General features: G+C 52.1%; 22 protein-coding genes and 1 tRNA gene. 15 read left to right on the top strand and 8 right to left on the bottom strand.

Features of this window, described 5'->3' with window-relative positions; all coding sequences use genetic code 11:
- Positions 1-3 precede the first annotated feature (3 nt).
- From HCX89_RS16905 to HCX89_RS16895, 3 genes are all read left to right on the top strand, one after another.
- Entirely contained in the window at positions 4-1,218 is a 1,215-nt protein-coding gene (locus tag HCX89_RS16905) for an aminotransferase class V-fold PLP-dependent enzyme (RefSeq protein ID WP_101095430.1), read from the top strand.
- A 3-nt stretch (positions 1,219-1,221) separates the two neighbouring features.
- Positions 1,222-1,674: a SufE family protein gene (locus HCX89_RS16900; RefSeq protein WP_167716772.1), complete on the top strand. Its 453-nt coding sequence runs from the start codon at positions 1,222-1,224 to the stop codon at positions 1,672-1,674.
- 112 nt (positions 1,675-1,786) lie between these two features.
- A tRNA-Pro gene (locus HCX89_RS16895) sits at positions 1,787-1,863 on the top strand.
- A 74-nt stretch (positions 1,864-1,937) separates the two neighbouring features.
- Here HCX89_RS16895 and HCX89_RS16890 read toward each other — a convergent pair.
- Positions 1,938-2,537: a HupE/UreJ family protein gene (locus tag HCX89_RS16890; RefSeq protein WP_167716770.1), complete on the bottom strand. Its 600-nt coding sequence runs from the start codon at positions 2,535-2,537 to the stop codon at positions 1,938-1,940.
- Between the two features lie 333 nt (positions 2,538-2,870).
- Here HCX89_RS16890 and trpS point away from each other — a divergent pair, with 333 nt between their 5' ends.
- Positions 2,871-3,872 (top strand): tryptophan--tRNA ligase, encoded by a 1,002-nt coding sequence (trpS, locus tag HCX89_RS16885; RefSeq protein WP_025010003.1) that lies wholly within the window; start codon positions 2,871-2,873, stop codon positions 3,870-3,872.
- Between the two features lie 680 nt (positions 3,873-4,552).
- Complete coding sequence (locus HCX89_RS16880; RefSeq protein ID WP_167716768.1) at positions 4,553-5,110, top strand: acyloxyacyl hydrolase; 558 nt, start codon at positions 4,553-4,555, stop codon at positions 5,108-5,110.
- Between the two features lie 24 nt (positions 5,111-5,134).
- Here the strand turns inward: HCX89_RS16880 and HCX89_RS16875 are convergent, their stop codons facing one another.
- Positions 5,135-5,392: a DUF333 domain-containing protein gene (locus tag HCX89_RS16875; protein ID WP_025886927.1), complete on the bottom strand. Its 258-nt coding sequence runs from the start codon at positions 5,390-5,392 to the stop codon at positions 5,135-5,137.
- A 336-nt stretch (positions 5,393-5,728) separates the two neighbouring features.
- Between HCX89_RS16875 and HCX89_RS16870 the strand changes: the two genes are divergently transcribed.
- Both HCX89_RS16870 and HCX89_RS16865 read left to right on the top strand, forming a co-directional pair.
- On the top strand, positions 5,729-7,264 hold the full coding sequence (locus tag HCX89_RS16870) for an MFS transporter (RefSeq protein ID WP_028780202.1): 1,536 nt from the start codon (positions 5,729-5,731) through the stop codon (positions 7,262-7,264).
- Between the two features lie 137 nt (positions 7,265-7,401).
- On the top strand, positions 7,402-8,484 hold the full coding sequence (locus HCX89_RS16865) for a methyl-accepting chemotaxis protein (protein ID WP_167716766.1): 1,083 nt from the start codon (positions 7,402-7,404) through the stop codon (positions 8,482-8,484).
- Positions 8,485-8,499: 15 nt separating this feature from the next.
- Here HCX89_RS16865 and HCX89_RS16860 read toward each other — a convergent pair whose 3' ends face one another.
- A complete protein-coding gene (locus tag HCX89_RS16860; protein ID WP_167716764.1) occupies positions 8,500-9,213 on the bottom strand; it encodes a 16S rRNA pseudouridine(516) synthase in 714 nt (237 codons plus the stop codon).
- A complete protein-coding gene (locus HCX89_RS16855) occupies positions 9,203-9,841 on the bottom strand; it encodes a metalloregulator ArsR/SmtB family transcription factor (protein ID WP_167716762.1) in 639 nt (212 codons plus the stop codon). Before HCX89_RS16855 ends, HCX89_RS16860 begins: the two co-directional genes overlap by 11 nt.
- 139 nt (positions 9,842-9,980) lie before the next feature.
- Here HCX89_RS16855 and HCX89_RS16850 point away from each other — a divergent pair, with 139 nt between their 5' ends.
- Positions 9,981-10,583: an NADPH-dependent FMN reductase gene (locus HCX89_RS16850; RefSeq protein WP_109247550.1), complete on the top strand. Its 603-nt coding sequence runs from the start codon at positions 9,981-9,983 to the stop codon at positions 10,581-10,583.
- Between the two features lie 42 nt (positions 10,584-10,625).
- On the top strand, positions 10,626-11,045 hold the full coding sequence (locus HCX89_RS16845) for a VOC family protein (protein ID WP_167716760.1): 420 nt from the start codon (positions 10,626-10,628) through the stop codon (positions 11,043-11,045).
- A gap of 66 nt (positions 11,046-11,111) precedes the next feature.
- On the opposite strand, the gene HCX89_RS16840 is transcribed toward HCX89_RS16845, so the two are convergent.
- A complete protein-coding gene (locus HCX89_RS16840) occupies positions 11,112-11,720 on the bottom strand; it encodes a disulfide bond formation protein B (RefSeq protein ID WP_234503509.1) in 609 nt (202 codons plus the stop codon).
- Between the two features lie 5 nt (positions 11,721-11,725).
- Complete coding sequence (locus tag HCX89_RS16835) at positions 11,726-12,346, bottom strand: thiol:disulfide interchange protein DsbA/DsbL (RefSeq protein ID WP_037474656.1); 621 nt, start codon at positions 12,344-12,346, stop codon at positions 11,726-11,728.
- A 332-nt stretch (positions 12,347-12,678) separates the two neighbouring features.
- Between HCX89_RS16835 and HCX89_RS16830 the strand changes: the two genes are divergently transcribed.
- The 4 genes from HCX89_RS16830 (at position 12,679) to HCX89_RS16815 (ending at position 17,411) form a co-directional block, all read left to right on the top strand.
- Positions 12,679-14,457: an aryl-sulfate sulfotransferase gene (locus tag HCX89_RS16830; RefSeq protein ID WP_045283691.1), complete on the top strand. Its 1,779-nt coding sequence runs from the start codon at positions 12,679-12,681 to the stop codon at positions 14,455-14,457.
- A 43-nt stretch (positions 14,458-14,500) separates the two neighbouring features.
- Positions 14,501-15,259 carry an outer membrane protein OmpK gene (locus HCX89_RS16825; protein ID WP_107353176.1) on the top strand — a complete coding sequence of 253 codons (759 nt, stop codon included), beginning with the start codon at positions 14,501-14,503 and terminating at the stop codon, positions 15,257-15,259.
- Between the two features lie 154 nt (positions 15,260-15,413).
- On the top strand, positions 15,414-16,388 hold the full coding sequence (locus HCX89_RS16820) for a LysR family transcriptional regulator (protein WP_025886919.1): 975 nt from the start codon (positions 15,414-15,416) through the stop codon (positions 16,386-16,388).
- A gap of 135 nt (positions 16,389-16,523) precedes the next feature.
- Positions 16,524-17,411: a universal stress protein gene (locus tag HCX89_RS16815; protein WP_144217865.1), complete on the top strand. Its 888-nt coding sequence runs from the start codon at positions 16,524-16,526 to the stop codon at positions 17,409-17,411.
- 1 nt (position 17,412) lies between these two features.
- On the opposite strand, the gene folM is transcribed toward HCX89_RS16815, so the two are convergent.
- Entirely contained in the window at positions 17,413-18,120 is a 708-nt protein-coding gene (folM, locus tag HCX89_RS16810) for a dihydromonapterin reductase (protein WP_202880021.1), read from the bottom strand.
- A 276-nt stretch (positions 18,121-18,396) separates the two neighbouring features.
- Here folM and HCX89_RS16805 point away from each other — a divergent pair, with 276 nt between their 5' ends.
- Together HCX89_RS16805 and HCX89_RS16800 are read left to right on the top strand one after the other, a co-directional pair.
- A complete protein-coding gene (locus HCX89_RS16805) occupies positions 18,397-18,864 on the top strand; it encodes a DUF4920 domain-containing protein (protein WP_025009997.1) in 468 nt (155 codons plus the stop codon).
- Positions 18,854-19,414 carry a PepSY-associated TM helix domain-containing protein gene (locus HCX89_RS16800; RefSeq protein ID WP_123115771.1) on the top strand — a complete coding sequence of 187 codons (561 nt, stop codon included), beginning with the start codon at positions 18,854-18,856 and terminating at the stop codon, positions 19,412-19,414. The genes HCX89_RS16805 and HCX89_RS16800 overlap by 11 nt, the downstream gene beginning before the upstream one ends.
- Before the next feature lie 82 nt (positions 19,415-19,496).
- Here the strand turns inward: HCX89_RS16800 and HCX89_RS16795 are convergent, their stop codons facing one another.
- Positions 19,497-21,500, bottom strand: coding sequence for a TonB-dependent siderophore receptor (locus HCX89_RS16795; protein ID WP_217351537.1), 2,004 nt, complete (start codon positions 21,498-21,500; stop codon positions 19,497-19,499).
- Positions 21,501-21,545: the final 45 nt, after the last annotated feature.

Below are 21,545 nucleotides of genomic sequence, written 5' to 3'. Positions count from 1 at the left end.
GCAATGAGCACTCCACAATTGCGCGCCCAGTTTCCCGCGCTCACCCAGATGTTGGGGGATTATCCCCTGGTCTATCTCGACACGGCCGCCACCAGCCAAAAACCCCGGCGGGTGCTGGAAGCTATGGCGCGTTTCTACCGTGAAGATTGCGCCAATGTGCACAGAGCGGCCCATCAGCTTTCCGCCCGGGCGACCCAGGCCTACGAAGCTGTGCGTGATGCCTTGCAAGATTTTATCCATGCCGCCCGGCGGGAAGAGATCATCTTCACCCACGGCACCACCGAAGCCATCAACCTGCTGGCCTGGGGCCTTGGCGAGCGCTTTGGCAAGGATGACCTCATTCTGGTCGACAGCTGCGCTCATCACGCCAATCTGCTGCCCTGGCAACAACTGGCCAAACGCAGTGGTGCCAGGCTGGAACCCATACCACTGGATAAAGATCTGCGCCTCGATAAGGCGGCCTTTGGCCTGCTGCTCCAGCAAAAGCCCAAATTGGTGGCCCTCAGTCACGTCTCCAATGTATTGGGTACAGTCAATGACATAGCAGGCCTGTGTCAGGATATTCGCGCCGCCGGTGCCATCAGTGTGGTGGATGGTGCCCAGGCCGTTGCCCACCTGCCGCTGGATATGCAGCAACTGGGGTGCGACTTTTATGCTTTTTCCGGCCACAAGATGTATGGCCCCAGCGGCATAGGCGTACTCTGGGGCCGCTATGAGTTGCTGGACACCCTGGAGCCACTGCTGACCGGCGGTGAGATGATAAAAACCGTCAGTTTCCAGGGCAGTACATTTGGCGACTTGCCCAACCGCCTCGAGGCCGGCACCCCGCCGATAGCCGAGGTCATAGGTCTGGGAGAGGCCATCGCCTTTCTTGAGCAGCAGGACAGACAAGCCCTGGCGCTTGCCGAACAAAAACTGCTGAACAAACTGCAACAGGGGTTATCCGCCATTGCCGGGGTCGAGCTTTACGCCGCCCACAGAGATAATCTGGGCGCCGTGGCCTTTAATCTCAAGGGCGAGCATCACCAGGATGTAGGCATACTGCTGGATCAACAAGGCATAGCGGTACGCTGCGGCCATCATTGCGCCATGCCACTGATGTCGCTGATGGGTATCAAGGGCTGCTGCCGGGCCTCTGTGGGGATCTACACTGATGAGCAAGATATCAAACGTTTTCTCGATGCCCTGAAGGCAAGCGCCGAACTACTGGGATACTGAACCATGACAGAGCAAACACTCACTGCTGCCGACTTTATCCAATTTGCCAAGCAAACCCAGGTGCCCCTGGCCGACTTATTTGAAGCCGTCTCTTCGGCCAATAATTGGCAGGACAGATACCGCCAGTTAATGCAAGGAGCCAAGCTGTTACCGGCCCTGCCACCCGAGCTGCAAACTGAAGCCGCCCGGGTACGCGGCTGTGAAAGCGCCGCCTGGCTCTACCACTACCAAATCGATGGCAAGCATCTGTTTATTGCCGACAGCGATGCCCGCATCGTCAAGGGGCTGATCGCCTTGTTGCTGCATGCTATGAATAACAGCGACAGCCAAACCCTGGCGCAATTTGAGCCCAAGGCTTATCTCAAGCAACTGGGTTTGGAGGGGCAACTGAGCCCATCCCGCAGCAACGGCCTCTATGCCCTGATAAGCAGAATCATCGAGCTCAGCCAGTGCTAATGCCATGATGCTTTTTTCAGCGCTTCAACTATCAAGCTCACATCGGAGAATAATTTTGCGGCCTGGTTGGCATTTTTCCAATTAAGCTTCACTTACCATCTGGTTCCAGAGTCGGAGCGTAGCTCAGCCCGGTAGAGCGCTGTCTTCGGGAGGCAGGGGTCGCAAGTTCGAATCTTGTCGCTCCGACCAATCAAACCGCTATCCAAGCGGCATAAAGACTCAAGGGCAGGTTCATCGAACTTGCCCTTGTTGTTTCTGCTTCGTCACACTGCAACAACCATCATCAAGCCGGCCAGCAACAAACAAGTGCCGAGCACGTATTGCAGTTGTTTCTTGGCCAGTACTTTACAGGTTACCTCCCCCACCATGCTGAGGATCAACACCGTCGCGCCAATCCCCACCAGATAGCCCAAAAACAAATTGGAACCACTGAGGGTCCAGTCGGCTACACCCAGATTGGCGCTGCCCAGGGTGTAGCCATGAGCAAATGCCAACATGGCGACCATGGCCGCGGCGATATGGGTGGCAAAACAGATATTACCGGCAATCAACATGCCGAGCACAAACATGGACAAGAGGACAAAGGATTTACTGACGATAAGCGCCACCGAGGTTTGCGCCATCAAAGTACCGGCCAACATCACCAGCACAAAGGAGAGAGGTACTGCCCACAAGGCTTTACCGCCAAGCTGCGCCGACCAGACACCGACGCCCACGGCCACCAGCAGACTGGCTACCAGCATCAGAGGGTTGAGTTGCATCACCTGCTCGGGAAAGCGTCCCACAACCCCCAACGACAACAGCAGACTGGCACCAACACCCAAGAACAGCCAAGATCTGCCAGCAAACAAGGACCGCATCATAAGCACCTCTCACTTGCCGAGTGACTATGCTTTAACCTTATACCTTACAGTTAAAAAATGCTTGACCTGGCACAAACTCCTGACAAATAACCTCCCTTTAGTGACTTGCATACCACAGACCAAGGCTTTACTATCCTTGGGTCTTTAAACACATTTTGATTAACCCCATGTATTCCCCAATCGACTCATTGCTCATGCAACAGACTTGGTGGCGCAGCCCAAACCGGCGGCGTCAGGATTAAACATAGGTAAAATCATATCTTCCGGGCCGCCATAAGGCGGCCTTTGTGTATCTGTACGTCTTATGGCTCCGGCAATTTCAAGGAGAACAAGATGAAACAGATCATACTCACAGGCGACAGACCCACAGGCAAACTGCATATCGGCCACTATGTCGGTTCACTCCGGCAAAGAGTCCAGGTTCAGGACGAATTCGATCAGAACGTAATGATTGCCGACTATCAGGCCTTGACCGACAACGGCCATAACCCGGCCAAGGTGACCGACAATATTCTCGAAGTCATGGCCGACTACCTGGCGGCCGGGCTGGATCCGGCCAAGACACGTTTTTGCCTGCAAAGCGCACTGCCGGCGCTGTCGGAACTCACCTGCATCTACTTGAACTTGGTGACGGTTGCCCGGCTTGAGCGCAATCCCACGGTCAAGGCGGAGATCCAGCAAAAAGGTTTTGAGCGCAGCCTACCGGCGGGTTTTCTGGTCTACCCCGTCAGCCAGACCGCTGATATTACCGCCTTTCGCGCCACTCATGTGCCTGTAGGTGAGGATCAGTTGCCCATGCTGGAGCAAAGCAATGAAATCGTCCGTCGCTTCAACAACCTGGTGGGGGCTGAAGTGCTCAAGGAGTGTCAGGCGATTCTCAGTGACACAGGCCGTCTTCCGGGACTCGACGGTAAAGCCAAGATGTCCAAATCCCTTGGCAATACCATAGAACTGGGAATGAGCAGTGATGAACTCAAGCAAGCGGTGTTTTCCATGTATACGGATCCCAACCATCTGAGGGTGGAAGATCCGGGCAGAGTCGAGGGCAATACGGTGTTCAGTTATCTCGATGCTTTCCACCCGGACAAGGCGCTGGTAGCCGAGCTCAAGGCCCATTATCGCCGAGGAGGCCTCGGGGACATGAAGTGCAAACGGATACTCAATGACTGCCTGCAGGAGTTACTCGCGCCCATGCGTGAACGGCGCAGTCAGGCTATGGCAGACAAGGGGCAACTGCTGGCGATACTGCAGCGGGGCACGGAAGAAGCCAGAGCCATCAGTGATGCCGTACTGCAAGATGTCAAAGCCGCCATGGGACTTAATCTATTTCGCTAACCAATGGGTCACTCAGCTGTACTAGCTCAGTCCAAGGGGCCATACGCCCGCCCCTTGGCTGAGCCTCTCGCAGCGCAATCGGTCGGACTTTTCACCGGCCGGCATTGCCCGCCAAGATGCAACACACTGTCACTGTCTGAGTGACTAATCCCGGTATGACTATAGGGTTAGGGAAGGTGCAAACAAGTCCCATGTGTGCTCTGCGTCGGATTACGGGCCTGGACGCAAGGCGTGGTTCGCAGCAAATGGCCCTAGTCCTTTGCAAGAAGCACAACACAGCAGGCAGGCTTGTAAGCCACGCCCTTCGGGGCTTTCACAGCAACCGGCTCTCTGCGTTATCTGACTTCGACATGCCCCGGCATGCCTTCAGTCAGATGCCTTGAACGCCAATTGCTGTGCAAGCCAGAGTGCAACGAGGACTTATTCGCACCTTCCTTAAAATAGCCAAGTACAGCGATATTCCCTCTGTAATACCCCTTAAGGCATTAAATCCGACTGGCTTGAACCAGCTGAACCTGACCACTTAGTTTGCTTTTACCAGCAAATACAGTTTGGTTTGCATTCGGCTTGGCACAGGCTGACAGTTCCATTTTTTAGAAAATTAACCCGCTCTTATTGCGATATTCTTTCTAATTTTACGGATTTAAACTGCCGACATTGATTCGAGAGGCAGAAACGAGATGAAACACTCACAGAGACTATTCCCCCTGCTGACACTCATGCTCAGCTTGATATTGCCGGGCTGTTTATTGCCGGGAGATGCCAACGCCGCCGAACAGGGCATGGCAATCAACTATATCCATGGCGAAGGCCAGGCCAACGGTATCAAACTGGCTTATCAGCTGTATCTGGATACCCTGAAACCTATCAGTGAAGATTTGGAACTGACCCTGGAAGCCAGTATCAACTTTTGGGAATACGGCGAGGATAACCAGCATGATGTCAATCATGTGCTGGCCATGTCACCCATATTGAGATACCCGCTGATGAGGGGGCAATGGCTGGACTTTTATCTCGAGGCCGGGATCGGCTTTGCCCTCTTGGATGACAGCCAATTTGCCGGTAAGGATGTCGGCTCACACTATCAGTTTGAAGACAGATTGGGCTTTGCCTTCAAATTTGGTCGTGAGCGCAAACAGACTGTCTCCATCACCTACCTGCATTATTCCAATGCCGGCCTCAGCAAGCCCAACCCAGGGCTCGACTTTGTCAACCTGGCCTACAGCTACCGCTTCTAACACCCTCTTAGAGAATCGGGCCAATCAATTTACCGGATGATTGGCCCGAAAATAGGTCCACTCTTCCACAATGCTGCCATCCGGCAGGTGACAATAGCCTACAGTGCCCTTTTGTTCCTGAACCAGCTCCAGCTTACCGCCGGATTCGACACAAAATACCGCTGCCGGATTAGGGCTTCCCACAGTATCTTTCAGACTCTCGGACTCGGTTTTTGCCGCCTCTTCAGAGCAGCCCGCCAACAGCAACAGAGTGCCCACAGTCATTACAGTTAATACTCGCATCTTGGCTCCTTACTCAGTCCCTTGGGCGCGCTCAATTGCCACCGTAGACTTTCCAGTATCAGCTCAAACAAACTCCAAGCTACAAGGAGATAGCAAGGTCTGCAAGCGAATGAGTCACTTATCCAAGTTAATGATTTGAAAGTTATGAATATTGTTAAAAGTAAGCAGCAATTTTTTCCAGGCGGATCGTGATTTTTCCAATTTGATCAGGCTTGTTTTTTGGTGTTTGACAGTAAAGCGGGTAAAGTGTCGCGGTTATCACCTTTTTTGATACAAGGCATTAGCCTGCAATTGATAAAAGACCTACAAACATAATAATACAGACAAGGGAAGAGTATGAGCGACTCCAACTCCTGTGCGGGCAATGACCTGCGCGAAGTCAAGCAACTGGGGATGTGGGCTTCCATCGCCAGTTTAAGCTATATCTTCTGGCTGGTCGGCGGTATGGAACTGGTTGAACGTATCGCCTACTACGGCGTTAAGGCCAGTGCCGGACTCTATGCCAAGGCACCGGCTTCCGAAGGTGGCCTAGGTATCAGCCTCAGCGATTACGGTATCATTATTTCAGTCTGGGCCTTACTGCAGACCTTTGTGCCGGTATTTACCGGCGGGATCTCAGATAGGGTGGGCTACAAAGAGACCATCTTTGCCTCAACCATTATCAAGATCTGTGGCTACCTCTGTATGGCCTTCTTCCCCAGCTTCTGGGGCTTTTTGTTCGGCGCCATGTTGCTGGCGGCCGGTACCGGCATCTTCAAGCCCGGTATCCAGGGAACGCTGGTGCTGTCCACCAACCGTAACAACACCTCCATGGCCTGGGGTATCTTCTATCAGGTGGTGAATATCGGTGGCTTCCTTGGCCCCTTGGTGGCAGTGCATATGCGGCAGCTGTCCTGGGACAATGTGTTCTACGCCTGCGCCGCCATTATCTCGCTCAACTTCCTGTTCCTGCTGACGTACAAAGAGCCGGGTAAAGAGCAACGCCTGGAACGGCAACGTAAGATCAAGTCCGGCGAACTCAAGCAGGAAATGCTATGGAAAGATGCCTGGAGCGAGCTGAAAAAGCCGGTAGTCATTTACTATATGCTGGTGTTCTCCGGCTTCTGGTTCCTGTTCAACTCCCTGTTTGACGTGCTGCCTATTCATATCGCCGAATGGGTGGATACCAGCGTGATTGTCACCAGCCTGTTTGGTCCTGAAGGCACCAGCAACGGCATACTGCAATTCTGGCTCGGGTTGAACAACGAAGGCACCAAGGTCATGCCGGAAGGCATGCTCAACCTCAACGCGGGTCTGATTATGACCAGCTGCTTCCTGATAGCTGCCCTGACCGCCAAGTACCGCATCACCAGCGCCATGCTGGCCGGCTGTCTGCTGTCTATATTTGCCTTTGTGTTGATCGGTGCCACCCATGCGGCCTGGTTTATCGTGTTGGCTATCGCCATGTTCTCCCTCGGCGAAATGATGATAAGCCCAAAGAAGAACGAGTTTATGGGTAATATTGCCCCCGAAGGCAAGAAGGCCATGTACCTCGGCTTTGTGATGTTGCCACAGGGCATAGGCTGGGGCCTGGAAGGCTATTTCGGCCCCAAACTCTATGAAATCTTTGCCTCCAAAGAGATCTTCTCCCGTGAGATGCTGCTGGATAAGGGCATGTCACAGAAGGATGTGGCCGCCATTCCGCAGGGGGAGGCCTTTCATAAACTGGTTGAGTTCACCGGCCAAAGTGGCCGCGAGCTAACCGAGATCCTCTACCAGAGCCATAACATAGGCATGGCCTGGTACATCATAGGCGCCATAGGCACCATTTCCGCCGTCGGCATCTATATCTACGGTAAGTGGCTGCTGAGAATGCAGCAGGCCCAAGCCTGATTTAATACGCCACCTCAGGGTGGCGTTTTTATATATTGATTGTAAATGAGAGCTTGATCCCGCCAAGGGAACGGGCCAAAGTCTATGCTTAAAATAGCCATAAATAGAATGCAACTATTTGTATCCAAGGAAGTTTTATGCTTTTTAACCATCGTCTTCACCGGCAGATAGATTCATTGAAACAGCGGCTCGAGGAACAGGGCCAGCAGCACCAGGCGACACTGGAGCAATTGCAGTTGCAACTGGGGCAGCTCAAACAGGAAAGGGACCAGGCACTGGCGCAAAACCGCGACTTCGCCGCCATGCTGGCCTGCCAGAACCAGGGCGGGCTTATGTTGCAATCGGTACGCGAGGCCATGGCCGAAGACGCCGGACGTCTGCTTGAGGAGCAAGGTAAGCTGGAGCAGCTCAACACCCTGTTCGAGCAAACCCGCAGCGCCGTGACCAGGCTGGGAGAGCGAGCCCATCTGCTCAGTTCACAGTCACAGCATAGTCTGGGGACAGTGGCGCAGCTGGATACCAGTACCCAAAGCATCAGCCAGTTTGTCAGCGCCATTCAGGGTATTTCGGCACAGACCAACCTGTTGGCGCTCAATGCAGCCATCGAAGCCGCACGCGCCGGAGAGGCTGGTCGCGGCTTTGCCGTGGTGGCCGATGAAGTCCGGCAGTTGGCGGCCAAGGCCAGTGACGCCAGCCAACAGATAGAGCAGTTGGTGCAGCAGATCATCACTCAGTCGGAAAGCATACGAACTCTGACAGATGACAACCAAGGCTGCGCCGATGAAGTGGCCAGCTCGGCGGTACAGATAGACACTGTGGTCACTCAGGTGTTGGCGCAATCGGCGCAGATGCAGCAGGTGATCAGCCATGCCGCGACTGTGTCTTTCCTCAACACCACCAAGCTGGATCATGCGGTATGGAAGCAGAATATCTATGAACTGCTGCAAAACCAGTGTTTTGATCAGCCGGTAAACAGCCACCATGACTGCCGTTTGGGTAAGTGGTACTACGAAGGACAAGGCGCCAGCCTCTATAGCTCACTCCCGGGGTTCCGCGAGTTGGAAGCGCCGCATGCATTGGTGCACGAGAGTGGCCGCCTGGCGCTGGAACACGCCGCAGCCGGCGACACCACAGAGCAGGTAATGGCGCTGCAACGGATGGAAGATGCCAGTATGCAGGTGGTGCAGGCCATAGATAGCATTATCGCCGCAGTTCAGTAGCCGTCAGTAAAATCGTCAGTAAGCGACCGACTCCACCTCTTCCCGGGTCAACTCTCTGGCTTCGCCCTCGGCCAGAGAGTCATCCAACACTATCTGAGCTATCTGGCTGCGATGCAGCGCCAGTACAGGGTTACGAAAGCGGCCGAACATGCGTTTTATCTGGTGATATTTGCCCTCAGTGAGTATCACCTCGGCCTCATGGCTTGCCAAAATTCTCAGTTCGGCCGGCGCTGTGATGACGTTTTCAAACTCAAAGAAAAATCCGTCCCTGAAAGCCTCGATATAAGTGTCATCCATCGGATTGGCCAGACGCACCCGATAACGCTTGGCTTTACTCGATGAAGGCAGGGTCAACGCCTGGGTCCAGCGGCTGTCATTACTGAGCAGCACCAGCCCGGTACTCTGCTTATCCAGGCGGCCGGCGATATGCAGCCCCGGCACCAATGCCGCCGGGGGCAGGCAGTCGAGCACGGTTTTATGCTCGGGATCTTGGGTGGCGCTCACTACTCCGGCAGGCTTGTTCAGCATCCAGTAGACAGGGTTTTGCCGCTGCAGCCATTGCTCATCGAGACGAATATGACTGAACTCATGGATAAGTCTGTCTGCGGCAAACACCTGCTCGTCATCGAGCCAAACCCGGCCATCGGCAAGCAATTGCCTGGCCTGTTTGCGGGGAATATTCAGCTGCCCGGCGAGAAACCTGTCCAGCCGTCCCCTCTTACTGCGCATCGTTTAAAGTACCTTTAGCTTCAATCCGATAAGCACAGCGACGTGAACCTTCCAGAATGTGTTCGCGGCGACTGACTTCCACCTCAGGCCCCAGCAACTGCTGGAACAACGCCAGCTCAGAGCGACAAAAGTTCTGGCAACTCGTGGCCGCCGCGCAAATGGGGCAATGGTTTTCCAGCAGCCAAAAGCCGGTACTGTCCGCTTCAATCTGCGCCATATAGCCTTCACGGCTTCGGATCTCGGCTAGGCATTCCAGCTTATCGACAAGGGAAGCGGCAGCGGCCATCTGGCTCGAATAGCTCTCGAGGCTTTGCTGCTCCCTGTGACTGATGAGTTTATCCAAGCCCTCGTCACCAAAGACCTGACGCACTGAAGTTATCAGCTGCAGGCTCAGCTCATCGTGACGGTCGGCAAACAGCGAGCGACTCTGCTCGGTCAGCGTCCAATAACGCGCAGGTCTGCCGCGGCCTTCGGCCCTGTCTTCGGTCCGCACCAGCCCCTCGGCTTCAAGGGCTTGCAGATGTTGACGTACCCCCATACTGGTCAGCCCCAGCTCTGCGGCCAAGCTCTGGGCCGTCTGGGCTCCGTTCAACTTGAGAATGTCGACTATCTTGTCTGTGGTCTTCATGGCACCTCCAGCGCTGATTATGCCCGGTTCAGGACGCCGCATCCAGAATAAATAAACTTTTTTGTTTATTTTATCTTTACATTATTAAGTAAAGCACATACCTTATAAAACAATAAATAAACAAAAGGGTTTACTTAACATGAAATACCTAGTCGTCAGCGCCAGCCAACGTTTCCAATCCCAGAGTGCCAAGGTCGCAGAATTCATCACCCGGGAAATAAAGACCAAGCAACTCACAGAGGCGGAACATCTGGAGCTCTGTGGTTTCAATCTTCCCTTCTGGGATGGTGAGCAACAAAACAAGGGAGCCGACTGGCAAGGGATAGAAGCCAAGGTGACAGCAGCCGATGCTCTGGTGCTTATCACCCCGGAATGGGGCGGCATGGCGACACCTTTGCTGAAGAACTTTCTGCTGATGTGTGACAGCCAACATACGGCCCATAAGCCTGTGCTGCTGGTTGCAGTTGTCTCAGGCATAAGCGGTGCCTATCCCATCAGTGAATTGAGAATGAACGCCATGAAAAACAACAAACTGGTGGCCGTTCCGGATCATTTGATCGTCCGCGATGTCGATAAAATGCTCAACCCCGAATGCGACAGCATCCGCGATGCCAGATTAAGAGAAAGGATAGGTTATAGCCTGCATATGTTGGCCCAGTATGCAGCAGCACTGGCACAGATACGTTTTGCCCACAGGGACGCCCCCTTTCCCAAACAACAGGAATATTGCTACGGCATGTAAACAAAGGCCCAAACAGGCAGTAAAAGGGCAAGGAGAACGCAAATGATACAACTGGAACATCTGAACCTGGTGGTCGCAGACCTCCCCAAGACCCTGGATTTTTACCGCGCCGCCTTTCCTCACTGGCAGATCCGCTGCCAAGGAGAAGGAAGCTGGTATGGCAAGCCACGAAAATGGCTCCACTTCGGTGATGACTATCAATACCTGGCTTTCAGCGATAACGGTGAAGGCTATAACCGCGACTTGAGCGGTCATCAACCCGGGCTGGCCCACTTCGCCTTTGTCACAGCAGACATTGACGGGGTGATCAAGCGCCTGCAGGACGCAGGCTATAGCATAGATAAAGACGGTGCTGACGAGCCCTGGCGCCGCAATGTGTACTTTATCGACCCGGCCGGGTTTGAAGTGGAGTTTGTCCAGTACCTGAGCGATCTGCCAAAACAGCGCAATCGCCCTAGCTAAGGGCAGTCATAAGTAACCTTACAGGCTCCCTCGCCTTCGCTCACTGGGTGGGGGAGCCGCCTTGATTCACTTCTTGGCAAACAGACTGTATAACCAACCCAGGGTGACGGCACCCAGCGCCAGGCTGAAAATGCTGTAGGCTATGATGCAATAGTCAGCCATATTCATTCCCAGCAGTGACCAATCATCTTCTCCACAGCCCCCTGTCGGTGCAAACTCATAGGGTAGCCATTCATGCAACGGCAACCCCAAGGGGAAATGCGGCTCGGTGGAACAAGCGGCACCACCGCCGCCGGTAGCAAAGATATCGCCGCCATCCAGCATGTGCGCCGCGGCATGTATCTGTTGCAGCTCAACTGACCAGAGCATCCCCTGGATCACGCCATACCAGGCCAGCACCAACCCCAAGATCTTGAGCCATTGACTGGAAGGCTTGATCGCCATGGCGATACCGGCAATCAAGATACAGCACTGACTGAAACGGATATAAACGCAAAGCTCACAGGGATCCATGGCCAAAAACCACTGGAAATACCCCATTGCCGACAACAACAGAAACAGCGCAGCTCCGGCCATCAGCAACCACACACCTCTCTGGGCCTGCCAGCGGCCCAAAGCAGACAGAGGAGCTTGCTTGAATTCAGCGAACAAACGGCTCACAAGATTCATCTTCATTATCCTCACTTCTTGGACAATTCAAGGATCATTTCGTCCAGCATAGGCATACTGCGAATCGACTTGGTGTTGATCAGATACTTGCCATTGACCACCAGCGCCGGGATCCCCTGGATTTTGGCGATGGCAATCCCTTGGTCCCACTTGGCCAGGAGTTGCTTCACTTCGGGATTACCTTTGAGACGGTTGAACTCTTCTTGTGAGATCCCGGCTTGACTCAGGCCAAAGCGGATTAACTCATCACCAGTGGCAAACTTGGTCTTTTCATCGTGGATCTTGGCGTATAGAGCCATTTTGGCGGCTTTGTACTTGGCCTCTCCCACAGTCTTGGCTACCGCCAAGACCTCAGAAGCTTCAGCACCAAAAGGAGATTTACTCGATATATGATAAGCATCGTAATTTATCGTGGATGGCAGGTTTTTAACCATTCCGGGAATGACAGACTTTTCATACTTGTAGCAGAATGGGCAGTTGACAGAAAATATCTTGGTTACCTGTTTATCAGCCTGAAACTGAACACTTTCCGGTAGAACTTGGTAATGATTCCCCTCCTCCAAATCCAATGCCATTGCATTACAGCTTCCCAGTAAAAAAGCACCCACTACGATTCTTTTAATAAATTTCATTTTGGACCTCTTATCCATCAATCAGATTCGATTAAATCATGCCAAGATAAAATTCAATAACAACAAGCAAATCCAGCTTATTAGCAATACTGTGAATAACAACGATATAGAGAACAGAGTTCAAATAAACTGATATTGATTTCAAGAACTTTAGAATACAAACAAGCCAATAAGGCAAATCAAATTTTTTGAACCACCAAATTAAGCTGCAAACAAGAACACAAACAAAACATTAACTAAAAATTAAAAACAGCAAATGTGATTACGCCCCCAAATTAAATCCCTCCATTCAACTTAATTAATAAGCGTCTATTAAAAACAAAGGATATGATATGAAAAAGTCACTCACTTCATTGGCTGTAATATTAGGTATTGGCTTATCAACTTCTGTCTCTGCCGCAGGTTTTTACCCTGCACCTCCGGCCGGGCATTTGGGAGGTATTTTTGTCAACCCATATGGTAATTCGCCACTCACTGCTCTGGTCGATTTGGGTAGCAAGCGAGTGTCCAATGTTACCGTTACCGTGGCAGGGAAAGGCAAGAACGGAGTCAGTATCTCCTATCCGGTCGGCCCCAAAACCATCAACCGACACGACGGTATTCCTATTTTTGGCCTGTATGCCGACTACAAGAATCAGGTCAGTGTCGACTTCACTCTCGATGGCAAAAAATACACAGATAAATATGAAATTCTCACCAGTGCCCTCGAAAACAAGTACATAGATAACCGTAACATCACCTCAATGCAGGAAGTGAAGGTCAGGAAAGTCGATAAGGATTTTAAAGACAGGCTGCTGCTGGTGAACTCCCACACTATGCTGTTCCAGGGTTCTGATCTGCACTGGTCCGGGGTCAAGGGCAAAAACGCCGGGATTTTCGAGTCTACCCCGGCGTTGGGCTCCATGACCTTCGACATGGCACCACTAACTTATATCATTGATACACAAGGTGAAACTCGTTGGTGGTTGGATCAGGATGCCACCTACAATGGTCGGAATATCGACGTCAATAAACGTGGTTACCTGATGGGGTTGAGAAAGGATGGTCGCGGTAATCTGAGTTTTGTCCAAGGCCAGCACTTCGGATATCTGGACTTAATGGGCAAGATTGTCGACTTCAAGATCCCCAGGGGCTATCAAGACTTATCCCATGAGAGCGTGACCATGCCCAATGGCAACCTATTGCTCAGGGGCGCCAAAACCAACTATGTCAACCCGCAAGGGGACAAGGTCCATACTGTCAGGGATCATATCCTCGAGGTAGACCAACAGGGTAACCTGCTCGATGTCTGGGATCTCAATAAAATTCTCGATCCCTACCGCGATGCCCTCCTTAAGGCTTTGGATATGGGGGCCGTTTGCGTCAACGTGGATCTCGACCATGCAGGTCAAGCTGCCGGTGAAATGAAGATAGATGCGCCCTATGGCGATATTCCGGGGGTAGCGGCCGGCCGGAACTGGGCTCACGTCAACTCCATCTCCTATGATCCCAAAGATGACGGCATCATTCTATCGCTGCGCCACCAAGGGGTTGTGAAGATCACCCGCGACAAACAGGTCAAATGGATCCTCACTCCCAGCATAGGTTGGAAGGGAGAGCTGGCCAAAAAGCTCCTTAAACCTGTCGATGCCAAAGGCAAAGCCATCTCCTGCTCTGAACAAGGTGACTGCCAAGGTGACTTTGACTTCACCTATACCCAGCACACAGCTTGGCTGAGCAGCAAAGGCACTTTGACCGTATTTGATAATGGAGATGGTCGCCACTACACCCAACCCGCCCTACCGACTCAAAAATACAGTCGCTTCGTGGAATACAAAATCGACGAAAACAATATGACTGTGCAGCAAATCTGGGAATACGGCAAAGAGCGGGGCTACGAGTGGTATAGCCCTATCACTTCCAACGTGGAATACGTTGCCGACCACAACACCATCTTTGGTTTTGGTGGCTCTATCAATCTATTTGAGCCCGGCAGAGTCACGGGCAAATTCAATGAGATTGATTACCGCACCAAGGAAGTGAAACTGGAAATCGATGTCCTCTCCGATAAGGCTGGTCAGCCCCATTACCGCGGCCTGTTTATCGAGCCGGCAAAGATGTTCGGTCGTTGATTTGACTCTAACGGCCGGGACCATCCCGGCCTAAGGTGACACCATGTTAATAAGGACTTCATTACTCGGGCTATTGCCATTGCTGTTGCTGATCCCCACGGCCCAAGCCGAGGTGTTCCAACAACAAAATGGCATCAAAGTCGGCTATGAGCATCTGTTGGATGCCAAAGACAATAACCCCAATCTCTACAGCCAGAGTTATCTCAGTTTTACCAACACTACCCGCGCCAGTTGGGGCGATTTTGCAGCTTGGCTGACACTGGAAAACCCCTTGGACGACAACGACAATCAGCAAGGCAATAAGGCCGGTGCTACAGTCAAGTCCTGGCTAAAACTGGACTATAACCTGGGCGATATCCCCTTTAATCTTTGGCTACAGTCTTTTACGGCCAACAATAAAAACCGTACCGAAGAAAACTTCTACTATGGCCTGTCTTACGACATCCAATGGCAGAAGCTCAAAGGAACCATGGCGATAGGCGCCCACTACGCCTGGGGTGACATGGACGCCTCCCAGCAAGATTTTAATGGCAGCAGTGGTTATGCCGCCATGGTGCAATTGGCTTATCCTGTGACTCAGGAATTACTGGGTAAATTCTACTTTGAGACCCAATTCGACCGCAGTGATGAACAAGTGGCAACTTTCCTGTACCGGGATTCAGGTTATCAAGCGATTCTGGGATTGGATTATCAATTCCTGCCTCAAGCCTCGGCTTCATTGGCATATAAGTATCGTGATGCCTGGGGCGGCTCAATTCATCATGGAGGCGAACTATTATTCGAACTAGGGTATCAGTTTTAAAAATAATCAGCGAGAAAACACATAACCTATTGTAAAGGTAATAGTGATCACATTATTACCTTTACATACTTTAACAAAAGCACTGCCGCTGACTGATACTGGTCACAGAAAATTCGCCTTTAATATATTACCTTATAAAAAAGGGGAGCAGGCCATGAACAAAGCCGATATAAACAATCTGTCGCTAATTCATTTGCAGCTGATAAGGCTGATCCTGGAGCATGGAAATGCCAGTGTTGCTGCTCAAGAATTGGGATTAACTCAATCCGGCATCAGTTATCACATGAAAAAGATACGACAAATATTCAACGATGAAATGTTTGTCAGAACCAAGTACGGTTTTACCCCAACAGAAAAGTGCAAACGAATTAAAAGTACGATTCAGGATATTATTTTAAGGATTGAAGATGATCTGCTGAACAGCAGTGATTTTTCGCCTATGAATATTGACAAGGAAGTATGGCTTGTGGCCGATAACACTATCTGCAACTGGTTCCCTGAACTAATAGAACAGGCCAGTCAAATAGCCCCCAGAATGGTGCTCTGTACCCGTAATTGGAACCAAAATAGTTTCAATGAAATCCTCACAGGATCAATCGACTACGGCATTCACGTCAACCAAACCTCGCTCAACTCCCTCTATAAGGTAGATCTATTGCCCTGTCGCAGATACTTCTTTATGCGCCATGACCATTACCTGGCCAAGAAGGGCAGTATCTGTCTGAGAGATCTGCAGGACTTCCCTGTGGTATTGCACGACCTGTGCGGCTTCAACTCCTATGGCCAGTCCCTGATAGAAAAAACCATGAAGCTCAAGTTCCCGGACTTCAAGATCAGAGCCAAAATAGACAGCATCAGCGAGATCATCGAAGTACTCAAGAGCAGCAACGCTCTGGTATACACCTCGGCTCTGGCTTTCCCGTTAGAGGAAATAGGTACTGAACTCAGTGTGCTGGAGGCGCCATCCTGCCTTTCCGACGTGGAGTTTACCTACAAGCTTTACATCTCTTCCGCCCGCTATGGCTCGCTGGAATCCGACTGGTTAATCAGCTTTATCAGCGAATCGTTCCGCCATTTTGCCTGCCGTAAATACCATATGTTGGAGTCACTGCTACAGGGCAAAGACTGATGTAAAACTCTGCGGCCAAACAGACCAAAAGCCGCTATTGACGGACATTTCAAGAGCAAAAGGATCTGATGGCGTGGCGCGGTATGGCTAGACTTATACGAAGCCAATAATAGTCTTGGCCTCGAGGATAGAGTCATGAGTGTATTTACACGCTTGCTGGCCGTTTCGGACGACAGTAACAGAGGAAAACTGGCCCTGAGAAAAGCGGTGCAACTGGCCAATGCCAGCCATGCCGAGCTCACACTGCTCAGAGTCAAAACCCCTAAATATCAGGGTATTGGTCAGTGGCTACAGCAAAAAGTACATCCACAGCCCTTGGTTTCCCATCTAAGGGAAAAGCGTCCACATTACCCATCGAGGGAACTGAACCTTTGCTTGAAGCAGTGTCAGGCCAAGGATCTGCCGACCGCCATTCTCACCGAGCTAAAACAGGCGCATTACGATCTGCTGTTGGTAGAACATCACAGCTACTCAGCCCTGCAGTGTGAATTGGGTCATACAGATGACTGGCAACTGCTGCAACGGGTGTCCCTGCCGGTGATGTTTGTCAGCGACTCTCCCTGGGAGCAGCAAGGGTCGTTACTGGCGGCTTTGGAGCTGGATGAAGACACGGAAGATCATTCCCATTTCAATCACAGATTGCTGCAACAGGCCTTTGAGTTTGCCGGTTTGCTGCAACAAAGGCTGCATCTGCTCAACTGCTATCAGGAAGCGGACATCAGTATGGCCTTCGATAACCAGCAACCCGGCTGTCGCTCTCAGAAAGACAATCAGTGGCAAAAACTGCGGCAGGTCGCCAGACCTTTGGCCTTGAGTGACGAGCAGTTGCATCTGGCCAGCGGCATGCCGGATCATGTGGTACCGGAGGCCGCCAACAAATGGCACAGCAACATAGTCATCATGGGCGCGGCAGAGCACAGAGGGTTGCTGAGCGAACTCAACGGCCACGCCTCTGAGCAGATGCTCAATCAACTACAGTGCGATGTGCTGGCCTTAAAGCCCAGTTGTCCCTTGCTGCATTAAATCACTTCAGCGGCCGCCCACCATCGAGTGACAGAGTGCGGCCCGTCATGTAACGGCTGGTCATCAGATACTTCACTGCGGCCAGCATCTCCTGCTCGCCGCCCTCTTTGGGCAATAATGCCTTGGCAAGCGCCTTTTGCCGGTAGGCGCTATCATCCTGCTCATTAAACAGCATCAGTGCCGGTGCTATGCCGTTGACCTTGACGCCCGGCGCCAACTTGGCGGCAAATGACAGGGTCAAATTATCCAGCGCCGCCTTACTGGCGGCATAGGCTATGTGCTTCTCACTGCCCTTCTGCGCCACATAGTCGCTGATATGAATGATATCCCGGCAGCCTATCTCATCAGTTTCCAGTAGCGGCGCCAGTGCCAGATTCAACTGATAGGGCACGGAGGCGTGGATCTGCATCATGCTGTCAAAAACCTCTGCGGCATCTGTATCAGGCCGCTCCGGCATCCAATCCGAGGCGTTGTGAATGATTGCCCGCAGAGACTCATGCTTGCTTTTTACATCGGCAATAAAGGCTTTGATCTCGCTATTTTGCAAGAGATCCACTTGATGCAACTCGGCGCCCGCGACCTTGAGCTCGTCGATGGCGGCGTAATGGCTGCGATAGGTGCCGATGAGTGGATAGCCCTGAGCCATCAAGTCCCTGGCCATTGCCAGTCCCAGACGCTTTCCGACGCCGGTGATCAAAATAGGCTGCATGTGTTTTCCTTCCATTTGTCCGTCGCGCTATTGTTTCACGTTCGGCCGCACTCTGGCCAGTCTCGCCATCCGGGGCCCAACAGCTGAGTATCACCTCTTGGAAACCCTATTGAAAATAGACAGATAATCTTGATTAATCGGCAAAATGCCGACCAGCTCGCATATTGGGATTTCAATGCCCTGAATACTTGAATATCGCTTCAGGCTTCAATAATATCGCAACATTAAATAATAACCATTCTCAATAAATCATATTCAACTACAAAGGTTACTCCCATGCGTATCAATCAGTTAATCCTGTTGGCAGCCCTGTTTACCCCTCTGGCCTTTAGTGCCGACAGCAAGTTCGGCGAACCGGTCGATCTGAATATCTTCGTGCCCATTTCCACATTGATGGCATCGCCGAATGACTATGTGGGTAAGGAGCTCACGGTAGAAGGCACCATAGTCTCAGTGTGCAGCAAGCGGGGCTGCTGGATGGAACTGGCAACCGACGACAGCTTTGATCGATTGAGAGTCAAGGTTCGCGATGGCGAGATGGTCTTTCCCGTCAGTGCCCGTGGGCAAAAAGCCTATGCTACCGGAGCGTTAGAGGCAATTGAGCTGGATCTCGAACAGACCCGCGCTTATCTCGGGCATCAGGCCCAGCAACACAACAAGCCCTTCGATCCTGAGTCCGTAACTCAAGCAGTGACTTTCTATCAGTTGCATCCATACGGAGTCGAAATCCGTGATGCTGAGTAACAAGCTGCGCAAAAGGATCCGTTTATTGCACAGAGACATAGGGTATCTGTGCATAGGCATGACTCTGGTGTATGCCATTTCGGGGATTGCCGTCAATCACATCAATGACTGGAACCCCAACTACCAGATAACCCAGAGTGAGAGCCGTGTCGAAGGGTTGAATCCTTCACTGGGTAACAATGACATTCAAAGCCTGTTGAGCCGCCACTTTTCGCTGCAGGATAATATCCGCAGCGGTTATCGTGCCAGCGCCAATGAGTACCAAGTCTTTCTCAAAGATGGCAGCCTGCTTAGCGCTAACCTGGTATCCGGCACAGTCTCGGCCGAGATGGTAAACAGCAGGCCATTACTGCAGGCACTCAACTATCTGCATCTTAACCATGCCCGTGACGCCTGGACCTGGATTGCCGACATCTATGCCACCATGCTGCTGTTTTTGGCGCTATCGGCGCTGGTGATGTTGCGTAGTGGCAACCTGCTCAAGAGCCGCAAGACCTGGCTGACTCTCACAGGCGTCCTGCTGCCTTTGCTGTTCATTCTGCTGCGCTAACGCACTCTGAGCACAAACGCTATCAGATAACAAAGAACCCGGTCATAGCCGGGTTCTTCTGTTTTCTGCCTCCTTGAAAGGCTTAGTGACCGAAACGGTATTCCACCCCCAGCCAATAGTTACGTCCCTCCTCGGGGAAGCCCTCACTATAGGCGTAGTTACGGTCAAACAGATTGTTGACCGAGGCATTAACACTCAGCCCCTGCCAGATGCGGTAGTCGAAGCGAATGCCGGTCACTCCGAAACCACTGGCGACCTGATTGCCATTTGAATTGCTGAGGCTGTCGCTGCGAGCTTCCTGACTCAGAATGATGTCCAGCTCCTCCAGTGGAGTCAGCTTAACCCAGGCAAAGAGTTGATGATCCGGCAGGCCGGTAACATCGAGCTGCTCATCCTCAACATCGGCGTGAATATAGCTGTAGCTCAGGCCAACACTGGCCCAATCGCTGAGATCGCCATAAATCCCCAGATCCAGCCCGCTGTAATCTACCCTACCGCTGTTGCGGTTTTGGATAAGTGTCGGGGTGATGTTATGGGTCAAAATCGCATCGGACACCCGGTTATAGTAGACACTGCTGTCCAACTGCCAGTTAGTCGCCAATGTCGCCTGATAACTGAGCTCCAGGTTGGTCGCCCGCTCAGGCTCCAGATGCGGATTGACTATGGCGGTTTGGCCATAGGCGGGCCTGAAAGTGGTGTAGCGTTCTTTCAGCGTCGGAAAGCGGCTACGCTGGGATAGAGACAGTTGCAGTGTATCCAGGTTTGCCAATTCATAGCGGACCATCACTTGCCAGCTGAAGGCGTGCTGCGAGTTGTCTTCATAGCGGGTCAGGCTGCCATCCTTTTCATGCTTGTAGCCTTCAAGGCTCTTGCGGGAGTCGTAGCTGATGCCCCCTACCAGATCCAGGTTATCTCTCAGTGCCCATTGATACTCCACTGCCGCCGACAGGGTTCTATCCTTGTACTTGTCAAACTCCCCGTCAGGCTCCCCTTGCTCCTTGTGCAGGTCTTCCTTCCAGTGAGCGGCAAACGACAAGATGTCGTCTTTGCGCATATCGATACTGAGCTGCAGGCCGGCACCATTGCTGGCATCGTCATAATGACTGTAGGGGCCTTTTTGTTGCTGCAGGTTTTCCAGGCTCTTGTATATCCTCAGGGTGTTTTCAAATTCATCGCGATAGAGGCGACTGTGCAGCACAACCCCTGGGCTGAACTCTGTATAGCCGCTGTAGTAAAAGCTCTGTTTGTCGTACTGCGGCCATTGCCAATAGGTAGGGCGAATATCGGCTTCAGTGCCGGCATAGGGCGGACTGTTCTTTTCTCCTTCCTGGCGGATATAGGTAAAGATGTACTCGTCTGTTTCATTGGGAGTCAGACCAAATTTGGCGGTACCGCGGCTATCGCTGTATGCCGAGTTGGCGCGTTTGCCGTCGCTGCCGGCGATCGGGTTGTCGTTGTCGTGGGACAGGCCGACAAAGTCTTTGTCCAGCTTGTTGCCGCTCAATTGGATAAAGCCCCAATCATTGCTGCCGGCCAGGCTGGCATCCAGGCTATAACCGTTGTCCTCTCCGCGGGCCCAGCCTTGGGAGGCGCTCAGTTGTGCTTCAAAACTCTTCTTGGGTCTGCGGGTCGTCAGGTTGATGGCACCGCCCATCATGTTCGGCCCCTGCAGCAAAGAGGCATACCCCTTGGAGACTTCCACCGAGGCCAGATCCGATGCCAGAAAACGCCCCAAGTCCAGATTGCCGTCATAAGGGATATAAATCGGGATCCCATCAAAAAACAGTGGCACCTGCTTACTGTCAAAACCCCGAACCTTAACCTGAACCTCGTTACGACGACCGGATTTTTGCAGGCTGACCCCTGGAATAATATTCAGCGCCTCGGCCACGTTTTGCTTGTTCAGCATCTTGATGGTGTCTTGATTGACGCTGTCCTGATTGGCGGCAACCGGGCTGCCCCAGACACTGATCCTTTCTATTTTGGTTTCGTTTTTACTCTCAGACTCAGCCACGCTGCCATCGGCAAGCGCCAGCGGAGAAGCCAGCATCAGCGGCAGAATAGAGTAATAGTGCTTTGGTTTCATACTACAGACCTTCAACATTAAATCGATGTATATTTTTTTATATAT

The organism is Shewanella sp. Iso12 (assembly GCF_012030025.1).
GTDB classification, from domain to species: Bacteria; Pseudomonadota; Gammaproteobacteria; order Enterobacterales; family Shewanellaceae; genus Shewanella; species Shewanella algae.
The sequence above is the reverse complement of the archived record's forward strand: the minus strand, read 5'-3'. Positions and strand labels throughout refer to the sequence as shown.